This window comes from Streptomyces sp. NPDC102270, from assembly GCF_044766405.1.
Lineage (GTDB): Bacteria > Actinomycetota > Actinomycetes > Streptomycetales > Streptomycetaceae > Streptomyces.
On the sequence record NZ_JBIWLX010000014.1, the window covers coordinates 57,858 to 75,380 of the forward strand.

Annotated in this window: 15 protein-coding genes and 2 pseudogenes; 2 read left to right on the forward strand and 15 right to left on the reverse strand. The window is 70.8% G+C overall.

Annotated elements, in window-relative coordinates; genetic code table 11:
• Window positions 1–111 precede the first annotated feature (111 nt).
• The 11 genes and pseudogenes from ACIRP7_RS28685 to ACIRP7_RS28735 form a co-directional block, all read right to left on the reverse strand.
• Window positions 112–957: an inositol monophosphatase family protein gene (locus tag ACIRP7_RS28685; RefSeq protein ID WP_403665076.1), complete on the reverse strand. Its 846-nt coding sequence runs from the start codon at window positions 955–957 to the stop codon at window positions 112–114.
• 142 nt (window positions 958–1,099) lie between these two features.
• The gene (locus ACIRP7_RS28690) at window positions 1,100–2,926 is read right to left on the reverse strand and encodes a gamma-glutamyltransferase family protein (protein ID WP_403665077.1); all 1,827 of its coding nucleotides are present in this window, start codon (window positions 2,924–2,926) and stop codon (window positions 1,100–1,102) included.
• Between the two features lie 119 nt (window positions 2,927–3,045).
• Window positions 3,046–3,297 (reverse strand): nitroreductase family protein, encoded by a 252-nt coding sequence (locus tag ACIRP7_RS28695; protein WP_403665079.1) that lies wholly within the window; start codon window positions 3,295–3,297, stop codon window positions 3,046–3,048.
• 287 nt (window positions 3,298–3,584) lie between these two features.
• Window positions 3,585–3,740, reverse strand: a pseudogene (locus ACIRP7_RS28700) (nitroreductase family protein); the annotation flags it as partial.
• Between the two features lie 139 nt (window positions 3,741–3,879).
• Window positions 3,880–4,617: an NADPH-dependent F420 reductase gene (locus ACIRP7_RS28705; protein ID WP_403665081.1), complete on the reverse strand. Its 738-nt coding sequence runs from the start codon at window positions 4,615–4,617 to the stop codon at window positions 3,880–3,882.
• A gap of 97 nt (window positions 4,618–4,714) precedes the next feature.
• Entirely contained in the window at window positions 4,715–5,308 is a 594-nt protein-coding gene (locus ACIRP7_RS28710; protein ID WP_403665083.1) for a TetR/AcrR family transcriptional regulator, read from the reverse strand.
• A 134-nt stretch (window positions 5,309–5,442) separates the two neighbouring features.
• A complete protein-coding gene (locus tag ACIRP7_RS28715) occupies window positions 5,443–6,282 on the reverse strand; it encodes a helix-turn-helix transcriptional regulator (protein WP_403665085.1) in 840 nt (279 codons plus the stop codon).
• 212 nt (window positions 6,283–6,494) lie between these two features.
• On the reverse strand, window positions 6,495–7,244 hold the full coding sequence (locus tag ACIRP7_RS28720; RefSeq protein ID WP_403665087.1) for an SDR family oxidoreductase: 750 nt from the start codon (window positions 7,242–7,244) through the stop codon (window positions 6,495–6,497).
• A 300-nt stretch (window positions 7,245–7,544) separates the two neighbouring features.
• Window positions 7,545–8,368: pseudogene (locus ACIRP7_RS28725) on the reverse strand (class I SAM-dependent methyltransferase).
• 43 nt (window positions 8,369–8,411) lie between these two features.
• On the reverse strand, window positions 8,412–9,074 hold the full coding sequence (locus ACIRP7_RS28730) for a response regulator (RefSeq protein WP_403665089.1): 663 nt from the start codon (window positions 9,072–9,074) through the stop codon (window positions 8,412–8,414).
• A 177-nt stretch (window positions 9,075–9,251) separates the two neighbouring features.
• Complete coding sequence (locus tag ACIRP7_RS28735) at window positions 9,252–10,370, reverse strand: sensor histidine kinase (protein WP_403665091.1); 1,119 nt, start codon at window positions 10,368–10,370, stop codon at window positions 9,252–9,254.
• Between the two features lie 167 nt (window positions 10,371–10,537).
• Between ACIRP7_RS28735 and ACIRP7_RS28740 the strand changes: the two genes are divergently transcribed.
• The gene (locus tag ACIRP7_RS28740; RefSeq protein WP_403665093.1) at window positions 10,538–11,542 is read left to right on the forward strand and encodes a carboxymuconolactone decarboxylase family protein; all 1,005 of its coding nucleotides are present in this window, start codon (window positions 10,538–10,540) and stop codon (window positions 11,540–11,542) included.
• A 151-nt stretch (window positions 11,543–11,693) separates the two neighbouring features.
• On the forward strand, window positions 11,694–12,362 hold the full coding sequence (locus tag ACIRP7_RS28745) for a hypothetical protein (protein ID WP_403665095.1): 669 nt from the start codon (window positions 11,694–11,696) through the stop codon (window positions 12,360–12,362).
• 55 nt (window positions 12,363–12,417) lie between these two features.
• On the opposite strand, the gene ACIRP7_RS28750 is transcribed toward ACIRP7_RS28745, so the two are convergent.
• The 4 genes from ACIRP7_RS28750 to ACIRP7_RS28765 all read right to left on the reverse strand — a co-directional run bounded on the left by ACIRP7_RS28750 (window position 12,418) and on the right by ACIRP7_RS28765 (window position 17,388).
• A complete protein-coding gene (locus ACIRP7_RS28750) occupies window positions 12,418–13,968 on the reverse strand; it encodes an NCS1 family nucleobase:cation symporter-1 (RefSeq protein WP_403665097.1) in 1,551 nt (516 codons plus the stop codon).
• A gap of 120 nt (window positions 13,969–14,088) precedes the next feature.
• Window positions 14,089–15,108 (reverse strand): TIGR03842 family LLM class F420-dependent oxidoreductase, encoded by a 1,020-nt coding sequence (locus ACIRP7_RS28755; protein ID WP_403665099.1) that lies wholly within the window; start codon window positions 15,106–15,108, stop codon window positions 14,089–14,091.
• 11 nt (window positions 15,109–15,119) lie between these two features.
• A complete protein-coding gene (gene hydA / locus ACIRP7_RS28760; protein WP_403665101.1) occupies window positions 15,120–16,514 on the reverse strand; it encodes a dihydropyrimidinase in 1,395 nt (464 codons plus the stop codon).
• A 31-nt stretch (window positions 16,515–16,545) separates the two neighbouring features.
• Window positions 16,546–17,388: a nitrilase-related carbon-nitrogen hydrolase gene (locus ACIRP7_RS28765; RefSeq protein ID WP_164421243.1), complete on the reverse strand. Its 843-nt coding sequence runs from the start codon at window positions 17,386–17,388 to the stop codon at window positions 16,546–16,548.
• Window positions 17,389–17,523: the final 135 nt, after the last annotated feature.

Sequence of the window (17,523 nt, forward strand, 5' to 3'; positions counted from 1 at the left end):
CGGCACCTTCGGACCCCTTCGTCAGCCGATGGCCAGAGGATCAGGATATGCCGGGGGACCGACAGTCCCGGGGCGCGGGGGTAAGTCGCGCCGCTCCGGCCCGGCGTCGCGTCAGGCCTCACCCGTCAGCAGACGCCTCACCGTGCGGGCCGTCGCCGCGTCGCGGGCCGCGGTGAAGGGGAGGGTGTTGCCGCCCCTGATGCGGAACGGTTCGCCGGTGAGGGTCAGATGGACACCGCCCGCCTCCTCGACCAGCAGCAGGCCCGCCGCATGGTCCCAGGCCGCCTCCCAGGAGAACGCCACGGCGTCCGACTCACCCCGGGCGACGGCGAGGTACTCCAGGCCGGCCGAGCCGCACCGGCGCGGTGCGACGCCGTCCGTCCACAGTCCCTGCAGGCCGCGCTTCTGCTCGGGCGTGGTGTAGTCCGGGTGGGAGGTGGCCACTTGGAGGTCGCGGCCCGGGTCGGGGGCGCCCGCATGCAGCCGCTCGCCGTCGAGGAACGCGCCCCGACCGCGTATCGCCGTGGCCAGTTGGTCCCGGGCCGGTGCGTAGGTCCAGGAGGCGAGCAGCACGCCACCCCTCGCGAGCGCGACCAGCATGCAGAAGCCGGGGTCGCCGTGCACGAACTGCCGGGTGCCGTCGACGGGGTCGACTATCCACACCGGGGTGTCGCCCTGCAGCGCCTCGTACGACGCCGGGTTGGCGTGGACCGCCTCCTCGCCGACCACGACGGAGCCGGGCAGGAGGGCGCCGAGCACCCCGGTGAGGTACTGCTCGGCCAGCCGGTCGGCGTCCGTGACCAGGTCGTGCGGGCCGGCCTTCTGGTCGACCTCGTGCGCGGCGAGCCGCCGGAAGCGCGGCATGACCTCGGCGGCGGCGGCCTTGCGCACCGCCTCTTCCACGTCGCCCGCGTGCCGGTCGAGAAACTCGTCGATGGTTTCCGTGCCTTCGATCATGGCTCCATGAGAGCACGCGGGACCGACAATCCCCACCCGCCTGCCGAAGGGCGAGTGGAATCGCGGTGAACACCGGGGTCCGGAGGCGACGGACGCTCAACTCGTGACACAGGGCGCGGCGTCGTACGCCTTGCCGGCGCCGTCACCGTCCCACCGCGTACCCCTGCATCCCCCGGGGATTGGCCGCCGACGACAGCACTCCCGTCTCCGGATCCCGTGCCACCGCGCACAGCCGTCCCTCCGACCACGGCTCCCCCACCGTCACGTCGTGGCCTTGCCGCCGCAGCTCCTCGACCACCCCGGGATCCATGCGTGCCTCCACCGTGACGCTCCCCGGCCGCATCCCGCGCGGATAGAACGATCCGGGGAAGCTGTCGTTGTGCCAGTTCGGGGCGTCGATCGCGCCCTGGAGGTCGAGGCCGCCGCGGACCCGGGAACGCAGGGCCACGGCGAGGAAGAAGTGGAGCTGCCACTGGTCCTGCTGGTCCCCGCCGGGTGTGCCGAAGGCCAGGACGGGCACCCCGGCGCGCAGTGCGATCGAGGGCGTGAGGGTGGTGCGGGGGCGGCGGCCGGGGGTGAGGGAGTTCGGCAGGCCCTCCTCCAGCCAGGTCATCTGGAGCCGGGTGCCGAGCGGGAAGCCCAGTTCGGGCACGACCGGGTTGGACTGGAGCCATCCGCCGCTGGGAGTCGCTGCGACCATGTTGCCCCAGCGGTCGACGACGTCGAGGTGGCAGGTGTCGCCCCGGGTGCCGCCGTCGGGACCGGTCTCGGGCTCGCCCGGCACGGGTGACGTGGGGTTCTTCGCGACCGTGGGCTCCCCGACTCCCATCGGGCTGAACCCGGGCTCGTCGGTGAGGACCACACGCGCGTGTGCGCTGAGGCGCGGGGCGCGCCCGCCGGGACTGCCCGGCCGCAGCTCGTACGAGGCCTTGTCGCCGACGAGTTCACGCCGCCCCGCGTTGTACTGTGCCGACAGCAGCTCACCGAGCGGCACCTCGGCCGCGTCGCCGTACCATGCCTCCCGGTCGGCCATGGCCAGCTTGCAGCCCTCGACCAGCAGATGGACGTACTCGGCGGACCCGTACCGGGGCAGCTCGGGCGGCAGCAGGGCGAGCTGCTGGAGGAGGACCGGGCCCTGGCTCCAGGGGCCGGCCTTGCACAGGGTCCAGCCGTTCCAGTCGTACGTCGCCGGCGCCTCGTAGGACGCGGACCACCCGGCGAGATCGGCGGCTGCGAGCGTGCCGGTGTGGCGCGAGCCGCTGGTGTCCATGGTGGGGCGCCGCGCCTGCCGTACGAGGGCCTCGGCGATGAATCCGCTGCGCCACACCTCGCGCGCGGCCTCGATCTGCGCGACCCGGTCGCCCGCCCCCGCCACCTCGTCGACCAGCCGCTTCCAGGTGGCGGCGAGGGCGGGGTTGCGGAACAGCTCGCCGGGCCGCGGGGCCTGGCCACCTGGCAGATACACCTCCGCCGACGAGGTCCACTCCCTCTCGAACAACTCCCGTACGCTCTCGACGGTCGCGCCGACGTTCTCCACGGGCGCGTGCCCGTCCTCGGCGTAGCCGATGGCGTACTTGAGGATGTCGGCGAGGGACTTGGTGCCGTGGTCGCGGAGCAGCAGCATCCAGGCGTCGAAGGCGCCGGGGACCGCGGCGGCGAGGGGGCCGGTGCCGGGGACGAGATCCAGGCCCAGCCCCTTGTAGTGGGCCACGGTCGCCCCGGCGGGCGCGACGCCCTGCCCGCACAGCACCCGCACCTCCCCGCCGGCGGGCGCGAGCAGGATCGGCACCTCGCCGGCGGGCCCGTTGAGGTGCGGCTCGACGACGTGCAGCACGAAGGCACCGGCCACCGCGGCGTCGTACGCGTTGCCGCCGTCCTCCAGCACCGCCATCGCCGACTGCGAGGCCAGCCAGTGGGTGGAGGACACCATCCCGAAGGTGCCCTGGAGGGTGGGGCGGGTGGTGAACATGTGGGCTCCGACCTCGCTGCTCAGGGAGTTCGGGGCGGAGCTCTCCTCCGCCCGGTCCCCCAGCAGGTTATCGATCGCGGGCGTGGGACGAGCAGCCGTCGTGGGTACGGCCGCAGGTACTACTCCCTGTCGAGCACACCAGGGGTGTCGTGCAGGACCACGCTCTGCTGGAGCGGGACGCGTTCCCGGCCGACCGCGTTGACCGGCACCGCCGGATCGGCCGTGCCGAAGGAGATGCCGAACAGCAGCTTGAGCTCCTCGGGAACGCCCAGGAACTCCCGGACGGTGTCGGCGTAGACGCCGAGTATGGTCTGCGGGATGCCGGCCAGCCCCCGGGCCGCCAGCGAGAGCAGGAAGTTCTGTGCGTACATGCCGATGTCCCCGGCTTATCCGTACCGTCACCGAGGGCCGGCATGAACAGGAGGGCGACGTGGGGCGCGCCGGAGAACTCCAGGTTCTCGCGGACCGCCGCCCGCCTGCCCTCTCGGTCGGAGCACGCTGTGCCCCGGGCTCCGTAATGACTCGCGGTCAGGGCCTGGGCGCGCTCGAGGTAGACACCCTCACCGTAGTCGGCGGTGAAGTCCGGGGAGGTCCGGCCCTCTTCCTCGGCCCGGAGAGGTTCCCCGCTCAACGCGGACCGCTGCGCACCCGAGACGACGTGCACGGTCCACGGCTGGGTGTTGCTGTTCGAGGGGGCCGTCTCATCCGCCAGTACGCCACGGATGTCCGACGGGGACAGGGGGGTGGCCAGGAAACGGCGGGGGGAGCGTCGCGCGCGTGTGATGCCGGTGAAGGGTGATGCGGTGCCGGTCAAGGCTCTTCTTCTCTCTGTGCGACGTGGGGGGGACGGCGCGCTCTTCGTGTTCGCGTGGGTGTTCGTGACGTGCCGGCGAGGCCGCTCTCGTGGCGCGGCGGGGCGTGGCGTGCGCGGGTGGCCTTCGCCGGGTGGTGGCTCAGCGGTGGGCGGCGCGGTTCATCTCGACGACGTCGTCGACGGTGGGGGCGGCACCGAGGGCAGCGAAGCGCTCCGGGAGGCTGTCGCGGATGGCTGCGTCCTTGGCGCGGTCGGCCGCGGCCAGGGCCGCCGGCAGCTCGTCGAGGGTCAACTCGGTGCAGTAGGCGGGGCTGTTGGGCTGCTGGCGCCAGGAGTCGGCCAGGGTGCCGGCGTCGTAGGCGTCGAAGCCGGTGTCGTCCACGAGCTGCATGACCACCTTCCGCGCCTCCTCGGAGTCGCCGGCGACGGGGATGGCGATACGGCCGGGCGTTCCTGCCGGGACGCCCTTGGCCCGCTGGGTCTCGGCCAGAGCGGCGTTCCACGCCTTGACCACGGGACGGCCGAGCTGCTCGGCGGTGTACACGCTCTCGACCTGGCCGTGGTCCACGGCCTCGATGGGCTCGCTGAGCATGCCCGGGTAGTAGTTCGAGGTGTCGATGACCACCGTCTCGGCGGGGACCGCGGCGAACAGGTCCGCCAGCTGTCCCGCCACCCCGAAGGGGATGGCCAGGATGATCACGTCCCGGTCCTGGACGGCGTCGGCAAGGTCCGTCGCGCGGGCCCCGGATTCCAGCACCTCGGCCGGGACGGCCTCGGGGCCGCGGACGTGGGCGACCTGGACGTCGTGGCCTGCGGCGTTGAGCTTGACGGCGAGATTCCCTCCGATGGCACCGGCGCCTATAACAGCTATTTTCATGATTTACCCTTCCGGGAGTTGCGCTGCGCCCGTGAGGGCGGAACGAGGTGACAGGTATGTGGGCGGCGACGGTCGGCCGGGGCGTGGGTGGGGGCGGTTACGCCTGGGTGTGCCGTTCGCGGTAGCCGCTCGCGATCAGTGCGCGGAACCGGTCGAGGGAGTCCTCATCGGGGCCGTTGCCCTTGATCCAGGCGAGGGAGCAGGCCGCGAGGAACAGGTCGTAGCCCCGTACCGAGGCGCGTACGTGTCCGGCGTGCTGTGCTGCTCGTACGTACTGGTCGGTGGCGGTGATGAGGATGTCGCAGGGGAGGGTGAGCGGGCTGTCCGGCTCGTGCGCCCGGGCCGCGGCCATGAGCGGTTCCGGAAGGCCGCTGTAGGCGCTGAAGTACTCCTCCATCGCCCGCAGCCACTGCTCCAGGGCCTCGGCGGGGTCGCCGAGTTGCTCGATGTCCGCCTGGCGGGCCACGAGTTCCTCGAGGCGGGTCTGCAGCACGGCCGCGAGCAGCGCCTCCCGGGTGGAGAAGTGCCGGTACAGGGTGCCGGGACCGACGCCGGCCTCCTTGGCCACCGCCTCCAGGGAGGTGCCGACGCCATGCCGCAGGAAATGACGCTGCGCGGTCTCCAGCAGGGCAGCGCGGTTGCGCTGGACGTCCGCGCGAGGCTTGCGTTCGCGCTGTGCACCGGCGCTCATGCACCCTCCTGCCTGCCGTCACTCTGCGGCCACATGAAACGGATGCTGCCTCCGTATGCCTTCGAAAGTAAAGCGGAGGCGGCATCCGGTCAAATGGGCGGCCCGGCCACGGGCCTCGGACGGCGGCCAGGACGTCAGGGGGTGAGCTGCTGGTGTCCGATGACGGACAGCAGTTCGAGTTTGCTGTGGCTCTCCGTGCCGGGGCGGGTGGTCAGCACGACCAGGGTCTGGGCGCGGTTCTCGGTGTAGAGGAGCTGGGCGTCGACGTCGATGCGGCCGAGTTCGGGATGCAGGACGGTCTTGCAGTCGTCGTAGCGCTGGGCGACCTCCTGGAGCTCCCACATGCGGACGAACTCGGGGCTGTGTTCCTGGAGTTCTGCGAGGATCCGGGCGGCTCGGGGGGTGTCGCTGCCGGCTGTCAGCGCGGCCCGCAGGCGCGCTGCCTGGGCCCGGCCGTGGCGTTCGTGGGACTCCTCGGGAACCGTCAGACGCTCGGCCGGGTCCATGAACCAGCGGTAGAAGCCGCTGCCGGCCAGACCGGTGTGGCGGGTCAGGTCGCCTAGCAGCGCGACGGCCGGCGGGTTCATCGCGAGGGTGTCCACCAGGTCCGTCTGCACGAGGGCCGGGGTGTTGTCCAGGCTGTCCAGGACTCGCAGCAGGGTCGGGCTGACGTGTTCGGAGCGGCGGCAGCGGGCCGGGGCGTTGTGACCGATGAGGGCGAAGAGATGGTCGCGTTCGTCCAGGGTCAGCCGCAGTGCCCGGGCCAGAGCCGCGGTGATCTGGACGGAGGGCTGCGGGGCACGCTGCTGCTCCAGCCGGGCGTAGTAGTCGGTGGACATGCCGGCGAGCTGGGCGACCTCCTCGCGGCGCAGGCCCTGGGTACGCCTGCGCGGCCCCTCGACCAGGCCGACGTCACGGGGACGCAAGGTCTCACGCCGACGGCGCAGGAATTCGGCCAGTTCCTTCTTGTCCATGGCCCCATCCTCGCCGCATCCCGCCCGGCTATCCAGAGACCACCGATCCATGGCTGAGCAGTCGGGTGCTCACGGCGAGACGGTCCGATGGCCGCGTACCTGCGTGACCTGCATGACCCCCGGGAGATTCACCGACCGTCGGCGGTGCGCCGCAGGCCGTCGGCGTGGAGGACGGCCTGCGGGGACGGCCTGCGGGGTGAGCCTGGTTTCGGTCAGATGCCGCTGAGCATGGTGAGGACGTCGTCGTAGGAGCCGTTGGCCACCGCGTCGCGGAGGAATCGGGCGCGCTCGACGACCAGCTCCTTCGTGTCCGGCTTCTCACGCAGCAGCTCGAGGGTCTCGGTGAGGAAGTCGTCCAACGGCATGGAGTTCTCGTCGTCCTGCTGGCCGAGCAGAGTCGTGCGGACGCCCGGCGGGACCACCTCGATCACCTGGACGCCGGCGTCGGCACCGGCGAGCTGGATGCGCAGGCTCTCCGAGAAGGAGTGCAGCGCGGCCTTGGTCGCGCTGTAGGTCGGCGTGACCGGGAACGGTACGTACGCCAGAGCCGACGTGACGTTCACGACGACCGCCTCGTCCTTGCCCACCAGCAGCGGCAGGAACGCGTACGTCATCCGGATCGTGCCGAGCAGGTTGATCGTCACGTGATCCTCGGCGACCTGGAGTCCGGCCGGGTCGAGGACGTTTTCCCGCAGCATGATGCCGGCGTTGTTGACCAGGACGTTCAGTCTCGGGTGGCTCGCCGCCACGGTCTCGCGGGCCCGGGCGATCGAGTCGGGGTCGGCGACGTCGAGGACGAGCGCGTCGATGCCCGGGTGCTCGGCCGTGATCTCGTCGAGGAGCTCCTTGCGCCGGCCGGCGACGATCACCTTGTTGCCGGCCTCGTGCAGACGCAGGGCCAGGCCGAGGCCGATGCCCGAGGTGCCGCCGGTGATCAGGATCGTGTTGCCGGTGATCTTCATGGGGGTCTCGCTCCTTCGTTACGGCGGGCCGGTGAGCGCCCGCGGCTTCGAACGTAGGGGCGCCCGCGCAGGGGCGGGAGAGGAAGGTTTATCCATGGATCGGCCGTCTCTGCCTCGTGAAGCGGCTGTACGACGGTGCCCTGCCACTCGTCGCGGAAGGACTCGGCGACCTGGCGGGAGACCGAATCGGGGCCCAGGGAGGACTCGATGTGCAGCAGTAGAACATCGAGCGGATGCTCACCCTCACCGTGCGCCAGCGCCAACTCCACGACTCCGCGCAGCCGATGGCCGTCCGCCCTGTCACACCGGCGGCCGTCTGCCCACCGTGAGCAGATGCCCGCTCGCCCCCAGCAGTGTCGGCTCCGACTCGATGTGCCGGCACGCGGCCAGCACGGCCTCGCGCCGGTCCGGGTCGTCCAGCCAGTCCTCGAGGCCGGCCATCAGCCAGGCGACGCCCTCGATGCCGTACTGGCCCGCGACGGCGAGTCCCGCGTCGGTGAACTCCTCGGTCACCTCGTCCGGCGCGGCGAAGTGGGCGACGGTGAAGAAGCCCTCGTCGTGGTGGGGGTGCCGGCCGTCCACGAGAACGGCGTCGGTGCGTTCGCGGTGTGCCGGGGTGAAGTAGCGCTCCTCGCGCAGCAGGTCATGCAGTTGTGCGTACCGGTTGATGGTGGCCGCGACCACGAGCCCGCCCCGGCCGGACCCACCCGGACCGCCTCGGCCAACGCCCGTACCCGGTCGGCCTGTTCGGGCAGGTGGTACAGCGGGCCGAGCAGGAGCACCACATCGTACGAGGAGTCGGACGCGGCCAGCTCGCGCGCGTCCCCGAGTCGAGCGGAAACCCCCGGCAGCCGCGAGGCCTGTTCGACGTGGAGCGGTACGGGGTCGACGAGTTCGGCCGTGTGTCCGTCCCGCCCGAGCCATTCCGCGTGCACCCCGCTCCCGCCGCCGACGTCCAGTACGCGCGCGGGTGCGGCCGGCAGCAGTCTGCGCAGTACGTCCTGGGTGCGCCAGAACTCCAGCCGCCCGGCGGGCGCTCCGCCCTCTTTGAGCCTGGCGTCCTCTTTTCCCCGGGCGTAGTAGGCGAGGATCTCCTGGCGCATCAGCGGTGGTGTCTCGGTCATCGCCTCATGGTGCTGATCCATGGCCGGAGACGACAACGGAGTTTCAGGAACCGCGTGCGGTCACCAGTCCCGACTCGTAGGCGAACACGACCAGTTGGGCGCGGTCCCGGGCGCCCAGCTTCGTCATCGCGCGGCTGATGTGCGTCTTGGCCGTGAGGGGGCTGATCACCATGTGCTCGGCGATCTCCTCGTTCGTCAGGCCGCGGGCGGCCAGGGCCGTGACCTCGCGTTCGCGGCGGGTGAGGCATTCCAGGCCTGGCGCGGTAGACCGGTCCGGGGGCCGGGAGACGAACTCGCCGATCAGGGTGCGGGTGACCGCGGGGGACAGCAGCGCCTCGCCTCGGGCCACCACCTCGATGGCCTGGAGCAGGTCGGCCGGCTCGGTGTCCTTCAGCAGGAAGCCGCTCGCGCCCGCCCGCAGCGCCTCGAAGACGTACTCGCCGACGCCGTAGTTGGTGAGGATCACCACGCGGACCCCGGCCAGCTCCGGATCCGCGGCGATCCGCCGGGTCGCCTCGATGCCCGTCATCACCGGCATCTGTACGTCGATCAGCGCGATGTCGGGCACCTGCGCGCGCACCAGCTCCACGCCCCGCTCCCCGTCCGCCGCCTCCCCGACCACCTCGATCCCGTCCTCGGCGTCGAGCAGGGCCCGGAATCCCGCCCGCATCAACGCCTGGTCGTCGACGAGCGCCACCCTGATCACGCCCACACCTCCACGCGCCCCACCATGCCGCCCTTCGCCCCGATCACGGCGACTCCCGAAGGACCCGCACCGGGCCCACCCCCGAGAGCCCGCCCACCGAGAACCCCGCCCACGCCCGCGCACAAGACCCCGCGCATACCGGGGAACCGTCCCGCACCCCGAGAAGCCACCCTCCGCTCACACCGACTCCCCCACCCCCAACGGCAGTTCCGCCCGTACCGAGAACCCGCCCTCCTCCCGCGGACCGGTGTGCAGCGTCCCGCCCAGTGCCGTGACGCGTTCGCGCATGCCGGTCAGCCCGTGGCCGGGCTGCGGTGGGCGGTCCGGACGGGCGGCCCCGTCGTCGTCCACGCGTATCGCCACGTCGTCCTTGCCGTAGGCCAGTTCGACCCGTACCTTCGCCGGGCCCGCATGCCGAGCCGCGTTCGTCAGGGACTCCTGGACGATCCGGTATACGGCCCGGTCCAGGGGGGCGGGCAGGGCGCACTCCTCGCCCGTCACGCTCAGTTCGACGGCGAGGCCCGCCGCCCGCGCCCGCTCCACGAGCAGCGCCGGGGTGCCGGTCGGCTCGTCGGTGCGCAGGACCTCCAGCGTGGCGCGCAGCTCGCGCATGGCCTCGCCGCCCGCCTCCTGGATGGCGAGCAGCGCGGCAGGCACCTCCTCGCCGCGCTTGCGCGCCAAGTGGACGGCCACGCCCGCCTGGAGCTTGACGATGGAGATGCTGTGGGTGAGGGAGTCGTGCAACTCCCGGGCGATCCGCAGCCGTTCCTCCCCGGCGCGGCGCAAGGCCGCCTCCTCCCGGGTGCGCTCCGCCTCCAGGGCACGCTGTTCGGTCTGGCGCAGATACGCCTGCCAATTGCGGCCGGCGAGACCCGTCACCACCGCGCACACGAACCAGCCCGCGAGCAGCGCGGTCTTCTCGATCGCATCCAGGGCCGTCGGGCCCGTCGCCGCGTACGCCCCCAGGAAGATCCCGCTCGCCCCGGCCGCCCAGCCCCGGTGCCCCAGCTGGGACGCCAGGTGCACGGCGGCGAAGACGGACAGCGCGCCAAGCGGTCCGGGGTGTGCGTGCAGGACGTACGCGGCCCCGGTCACCGTGGCCACGGCGAGCACCACGAGCGGGAGCGCGCGATAGAACGCGAGGACGGCCGCACTCACCACGAGGAGCCCGTGGTCGAGGGCGGTCGTGTCCGCGTCGAGAGCCGCCACGGTCACGGCGAGGGCGCCGACCACGACCGCGAGGGCCAGATCGGCGAGCCGCTGGGAGATGGCCGAATCGACCGGGTGCCCGCTCATGCCCCCACGCTAGACCGCCGCACCGACACCGGCGTCAGCCCTGTGGACAACTCCTCGGCTACTCCCCCCGTAGTAGCCCCGGACCCGTCCCGCACTCGTCGGCGCAGCGCCAACTCCCTTCAGCCGTACGACGACCGGGACCCGGACCGGAGCGCACGCTGCTGTGCATGTCCACACCCTTCCGCTACACCGAGCCCCTGCCGCCCAAGGCCGCCACCGGCCGTGTCGCCGAGGTCTACGAGCAGGTGTCCCGCGACTTCGGCATCGACGAACCCGCCACCTTCGTGGTCCTCTCCTCCGCGCCGGAGCTCCTCGCCCCCACGTGGGCGCTGATGCGCGAGTCGCTGATCGCGGGCCCCGGCAGCCGCACCGGCAAGGAACTGGCGGCGCTCGGGGTGTCGCTGGCCAACCGCTGCCCGTTCTGCGTGGACGCGCACACCATGCTGCTGCACGCCACCGGCGACCACGCACTCGCCGAACGCGTCGCCCGAGGAGAGCGGCCCAAGAACGAGGAGCACGCACGCGTGCTGGAGTGGGGCAGGCACACGCGCGTGCCGGGCGGCCTCGACGCGGCGCCGTACCCGTTCCCGCGCGAGCACGCTCCGGGCTACCTCGGCACGGCGTTCGCCTTCCACTTCATCAACCGGATCGTGTCCGCCCTGCTCACCGAGAACCTACTGCCGGGCAACGCCCAGCGCTTCCGGGCCGTCCGCTCCCTCGGGGGCCGTACCCTCGCCCGGACCGTACGCCGCCCCGCCCGGCCCGGCGCGTCGCTCGCGCTGATCGACCTGCCCGACCCCGGCGAAGCCCCCGCGTGGGCGGACGGCACGCCCGTCGGACTCGCGTACGCGGCGCTGCTGCGGGCGGCCATGACGGGCGCCGGCCTCCTCGGCGTCGACGACCAGGACCTCGTCGAGGAGACACTGCTGGACTGGGACGGGTCGCACCCGCCGCTCGATCCGAGCGGTCTCCCGGACCGGCGGGAGCGCCCCGGTGCGCGTCTGGTACTGCTGGCCGCGCTCGCGCCGTACCGGATCACCGACGAGGACGTAGCGGCCTGGCGGCGGCCGGAGCACACCGACGACCGTCTGGTGCACCTCGTGGCCTACGGGGCGTTCCTGGCCGTGGACCGTGTCGAATCGGCCCTCCACCGGCCCATCGCCCGGACATAAACGGACACATGAGGCATCGATGGCAGGGTGCGGTGACGGCACAGGTACGGAGCGAGTTCAGACTTCCGCCCCACAGGCAGACATGTGAAACTGGCGTCCCGTCCGCAGTGCGGACCCCTCCGCACCGTCCGTCCCCCACGAAAAGTGCGCCGTGCGAACTCTTTCCCTGCCGCTCGCGCTCACCGCGCGCATCTCGCCCGTCGTCGTGCTCGCCGCGGCGGGCTGGGCGCTGACGTCGGGGCCCGCCGCCACCGCGCCGGCCGCCGAGAAGGAGTCGGCGCCGCGGTCCGCCGGCGAGTCCCCCTCGGGCGCGTCCACGGCGGCACCCACGAAGCGGTACGCCGCCGCGCCCGCGCCCTGCGGCAGCATCAGCACGGTCACCATCAAGTCGCTCGTGCCGGGCGCCAAGACGGCCGGCAAGGAGATCCCCTCCACGGACACCACGCTGCGCCGCACCTGCTCCTGGAACGCGCTCAAGGGGTACGACTACCGCTGGCTCGACGTGTCCTTCGAGATCACGGAGTCCGATGTGGCGGCCGCGAAGGCGTACAAGGAGAACATCTCCGAGAAGAGCGGCGGCGGGAGCGTGCCCGGGGTCGGCGACGCGGGGTACTCGGTGGTGAACCTCACGACCCAGGACAAGCAGCAGACCCGCGAGGGTGTGGTCATGATCCAGGTGTCCAACGCGCTGGTGACCGTGACGTACAACGGCAGCGACTTCGAGTCGAAGAAGGCGCCCGGCACCGACGAGATCAACAAGGGTGCCATCAAGGCCGCCAAGGAAGCGGTGGCGGCGCTGGAGAGCGGTCGGAAGACCTGAGTCGGTGGACCCGGGGCCGATCCGACCGCCCTCCACGCGCGCGTGACGCGCACGGTCAGACCGCGATGCCCTCCTGCTCCCTGCCCTTCGGCAGCATCAGCGCGATGTACAGCAGCAGGGACGCGCTCAGGCCCACCGCCCAGCCGTAGTCGGCCAGCGGCTTGAGGAACGGGATCAGACCGTCGGTCGGGAACGGCCCGGTCTTCTTGCCGTCCGCGCCCACGGCCGAGTACGAGCCGCCGACCGCGAGCAGCCCGCCGACCACGAAGGCGGCGATCGCCCGCCAGTTCCAGCCGTTGGTGTACCAGTAGCGGCCGCCGGGCGTGTAGAGGTCCACGAGGTGCAGGACCGTGCGCCGCACGATCCAGTAGTCGGCGATGAGGATGCCCGCCACCGTGCCGAGCAGACCGCCGACCACGCCGAGCCAGGTGAAGATGTAGAACTCCGGTGTGGAGATCAGCTTCCACGGGAAGATCAGGATGCCGAGGACGCCTGTGATCAGCGCGCCGGTGCGGAAGTTGATGAACTTCGGGGCCAGGTTGGACAGGTCGTACGCCGGTGAGACCACGTTCGCCGCGATGTTCACGGAGACGGTGGCGACCAGCACGATGACGAGTGCGAAGAGCAGACCGAAGGCGTTGTCCGTCTTGGCCGCCAGCGCGACCGGGTCCCAGATGGCCTCGCCGTAGATGGCCTCGGATCCGGAGGTGACCAGCACGGCGAGGACCGCGAACAAAGTCATGGTGGTGGGAAGTCCCAGGGCCTGGCCCCAGGTCTGCGCCTTCTGACTGGCACCGAAGCGGGTGAAGTCGGGGATGTTCAGCGACAGAGTGGCCCAGAAACCGATCATGCCCATGAGGGACGGGAAGAAGACCGGCCAGAAGTCGGCGCCCCAGCCGAGCTTGGACGGCTGGTCGAGCAGCGCGCCGAAGCCGTCCGCCTTGACCGCGATCCAGATCAGCAGCACGAGGGCGCCGGCGATCACGAAGGGCGCGGCCCAGTTCTCGAAGTGCCGCAGGAAGTCCATGCCGCGGTAGATGATCGCGATCTGGAGCGCCCAGAACAGTACGAAGCAGAGCCACAGCGGCCACGGGTTGCCGGCGATCTCGGCCGCGTTCTCCCAGTGGCCGCCGGTGAGCTTGGAGCCCAGCGCGAAGATGCCGCTGCCGCCGATCCAGGTCTGGATGCCGAACCAGCCGCAGGCCACGGCCGCCCTGATCAGCGCCGGGATGTTGGCGCCGCGCAGCCCGAAGGAGGCACGGGCGAGGACCGGGAAGGGAATGCCGTACTTGGGTCCGGCGTGCCCGGTGGCCAGCATCGGCAGCAGCACGATGATGTTGGCCAGGGCGATGGTGAACACGGCCTGCTTCCAGTCCATGCCGAGCGCGACCAGGCCGGAGGCCAGGGTCCAGCTGGGAATGCAGTGCGCCATGGAGATCCACAGGGCCGCGAAGTTGTACGTGGTCCACTTGCGCTCGGAGACCGGTACGGGACGCAGGTCCTCGTTGGCGAAGGGGCTGTCGGCGGGGAAGGCCTCGGGGGCGAGTTCGACGCGGTTACCGGCGGACTGCGGTATCGGCGACCCCGTGGGGACTGTTTCGGTCATGGCAGGCCAATCGATCAGAGCGGGACGGGAAAGGCCGTGCGGGGGCCTTGGGCCCCTCTCCGCCCCGGGACGGCGGGGAGGAGAGGGGAGAACAAGGTGTGGGGGGTCGGGGATCGCATATCAGGCGTTGAGCGCGGGGATGACCTTCGAGCCGTACGCGTCGATGGTCGCCTCCTGGGCGTCGTGCATGTCGTAGACGGCGAACTGGTCGACGCCCAGCGCACGCAGCGCGTTCAGCTTCTCGATGTGCTTCTCGACCGGTCCGATGACACAGAACCGGTCGACGATCTCGTCGGGCACGAACGCGGTGTCCGGGTTGTCGGCCCGACCGTGGTGCGAGTAGTCGTACCCCTCGCGGGCCTTGATGTAGTCCGTGAGTTCGTCGGGGACGGCGGCCGAGTGCTCGCCGTACTTGGAGACCAGGTCGGCCACGTGGTTGCCGACCATCCCGCCGAACCACCGGCACTGCTCGCGCGCGTGGGCGAGTGCCTCGGGCGAGTCGTCCTCGGTGACATAGGCGGGGGCGGCGACGCAGATCTTGACCTCGTCCGGCGAGCGTCCGGCGGCGACGGCCGCGTCCTTGACCGCCTTCACCATGTACTCGGTGAGATACAGGTCGGCCAGCTGGAGGATGAACCCGTCGGCCTCCTCGCCGGTCATCTTCAGCGCCTTCGGGCCGTACGCCGCCATCCATACGGGGAGTTCGGCGCCCTCCTTGATCCACGGAAACCTGATCACCGTGCCGCCGAGGTCGGCCTCCTGGCCCGAGCCGAGCGCCCTGATGACCTTCATGGCCTCGCTGATCCGGGCCAGCGTGTTGGGCGTACGGCCCGCGACGCGCATCGCGGAGTCGCCGCGGCCGATGCCGCAGACCGTGCGGTTGCCGAACATGTCGTTGAGGGTGGCGAAGGTGGAGGCGGTGACCTCCCAGGTACGGGTGCCCGGGTTGGTGACCATCGGGCCGACCTTCAACTTCGTGGTGTTCGAGAGGATCTGACTGTAGATCACGAACGGCTCCTGCCAGAGCACGGCGGAGTCGAAGGTCCACCCGTAGGTGAAGCCGTTGCGTTCGGCCCGCTTCATCAGGCTGATGACCTTCGAGGCGGGCGGATCCGTCTGCAGGACGAGTCCGAAGTCCATGGGCGCCACTCCTAGTTGAGGTACTGACAGGTGGAGCGCGGGGTGTACGTGCCGTGCCCGGCGTGCCCGGTGTACTCCCGCTCGGTGATGACGAGTTCGCCGCGCGAGAGGACCGTCTCGACCCGGCCCGTGAGGCGCTTGCCCTCGTAGGCCGAGTAGTCGACGTTCATGTGGTGGGTCTCGGCGGAGACGATCTGCTCGGCGTGCGGGTCGTAGATGACGATGTCCGCGTCGGCGCCCGGCGCGATGGTCCCCTTCTTCGGGTACATGCCGAACATCCGGGCCGGGGTGGCGCAGGCGATCTCGATCCAGCGGCGACGCGAGATGTGCCCGTCGACGACTCCCTGGTGGAGCAGATCCATGCGGTTCTCGACGCCGGGGAGACCGTTGGGGATCTTCGAGAAGTCGCCGCGGCCGAGTTCCTTCTGGCCCACGAAGCAGAAGGGGCAGTGGTCGGTGGAGACGACCTGGAGGTCGTTGGTGCGCAGTCCCTGCCAGAGCTTGGCCTGGTGTTCCTTCGGACGCAGCGGGGTGCTGCACACGTACTTCGAGCCCTCGAAGTCGGGCTCCGCGAGGTTGTCCGTCGACAGGAACAGGTACTGCGGGCAGGTCTCGCCGAAGACGTTGAGCCCCTCGTCACGCGCGCGTGCCAGCTCGGCCACCGCCTCCATGGCCGAGACGTGCACGACGTACAGGGGCGCGCCGGCGACCTGCGCGAGCTTGATGGCACGGTGGGTGGCCTCGGCCTCCAGGAGCGCCTTGCGCACCTCGCCGTGATAGCGGGGGTCGGTCTCGCCGCGGGCCAGCGCCTGCTCGACCAGCACGTCGATCGCGATGCCGTTCTCGGCGTGCATCATGATCAGGCCGCCGTTCTCGGCGGAGCGCTGCATGGCGCGCAGGATCTGGCCGTCGTCCGAGTAGAAGACGCCGGGGTAGGCCATGAACTGCTTGAAGGAGGTGACCCCCTCCTCCACCAGCAGGTCCATCTCCTTGAGCGTCTCCTGGTTCACATCGGAGACGATCATGTGGAAGCCGTAGTCGATGGCGCAGTTGCCCTCGGCCTTGGCGTGCCAGGCGTCCAGGCCCTCGCGCAGGGTGTGGCCGACACTCTGCACCGCGAAGTCGACGATCGTGGTCGTACCGCCCCAGGCGGCGGCCCGGGTGCCGGTCTCGAAGGTGTCGGAGGCGAAGGTGCCGCCGAACGGCAGCTCCATGTGGGTGTGGGCGTCGACGCCACCGGGGATGACGTACTTCCCGGTGGCGTCGATCGTGCGGTCCGCGGTCCAGCTCTGGGTACCGGGCACGGCGAGGGCGGCGATGCGGCCGTCCTCGATCAGCACGTCGGCGTGGATCTCGTCGGACGCGGTGATGACGAGGCCACCGCTGATGACGGTACGGCTGCTCATGTTCCCTCTCCTGCCAAGGTGGTCGGTTCGGTCAGGGTGCGGTCAGCGGGGGGTAGGCGTCCGGGCGGCGGTCCCGGTAGAACTGCCAGCGGTCGCGGACTTCCCGCAGCTTGGCCATGTCCAGGTCGCGGACGACGAGTTCGGTCTCCTTGTCGCTCGCCACCTCGCCGACGAACTGGGCCTCCGGGTCGACGAAGTACGTCGTCCCGTAGAAGTCGTTGTCGCCCAGCTCCTCGACGCCCACCCGGTTGATGGCGCCGACGAAGTACTCGTTGGCGACGGCCGCCGCGGGCTGCTCCAGCTGCCACAGGTAGGCGGACAGTCCGCGTGAGGTGGCCGACGGGTTGAAGACGATCTCGGCGCCCGCGAGGCCCAACGCCCGCCAGCCCTCGGGGAAGTGGCGGTCGTAGCAGATGTACACACCGATCCTCCCGACCTTGGTGTCGAAGATCGGCCAGCCGAGATTGCCGGGACGGAAGTAGAACTTCTCCCAGAATCCCGGGACTTGGGGGATGTGGTGCTTGCGGTACTTGCCGAGGTACGAGCCGTCCGCGTCGATCACCGCGGCGGTGTTGTAGAGGACGCCGGGCTGCTCCTCCTCGTACATCGGCAGGATCAGGACGATGCCCAGTTCCTTGGCCAGCGCCTGGAACCGCTTGACGATCGGGCCGTCCGGGATCTGCTCGGCGTACTCGTAGAACGCCTTGTCCTGGACCTGGCAGAAGTACGGCCCGTAGAACAGCTCCTGGAAGCACAGCACCTGAGCACCCTGCGCGGCCGCGTCCCGGGCCGCCTGCTCGTGTACCTGGATCATCGACTCCTTGTCGCCCGTCCACGCGGTCTGGAAGAGGGCGGCACGAATCACTCTGCTCATCGGGACCTCCGGTCACTCGGTGTGCGAGAAGACTAGGAAGTCCGAAAAGCTGCTTTGAGTTGCACGGTGTCACGTCCGCGGGCCTTGGGCGTGCCACGGTGTCACCCTGTCGTGAGCCCATGTTTCACCGCCGTT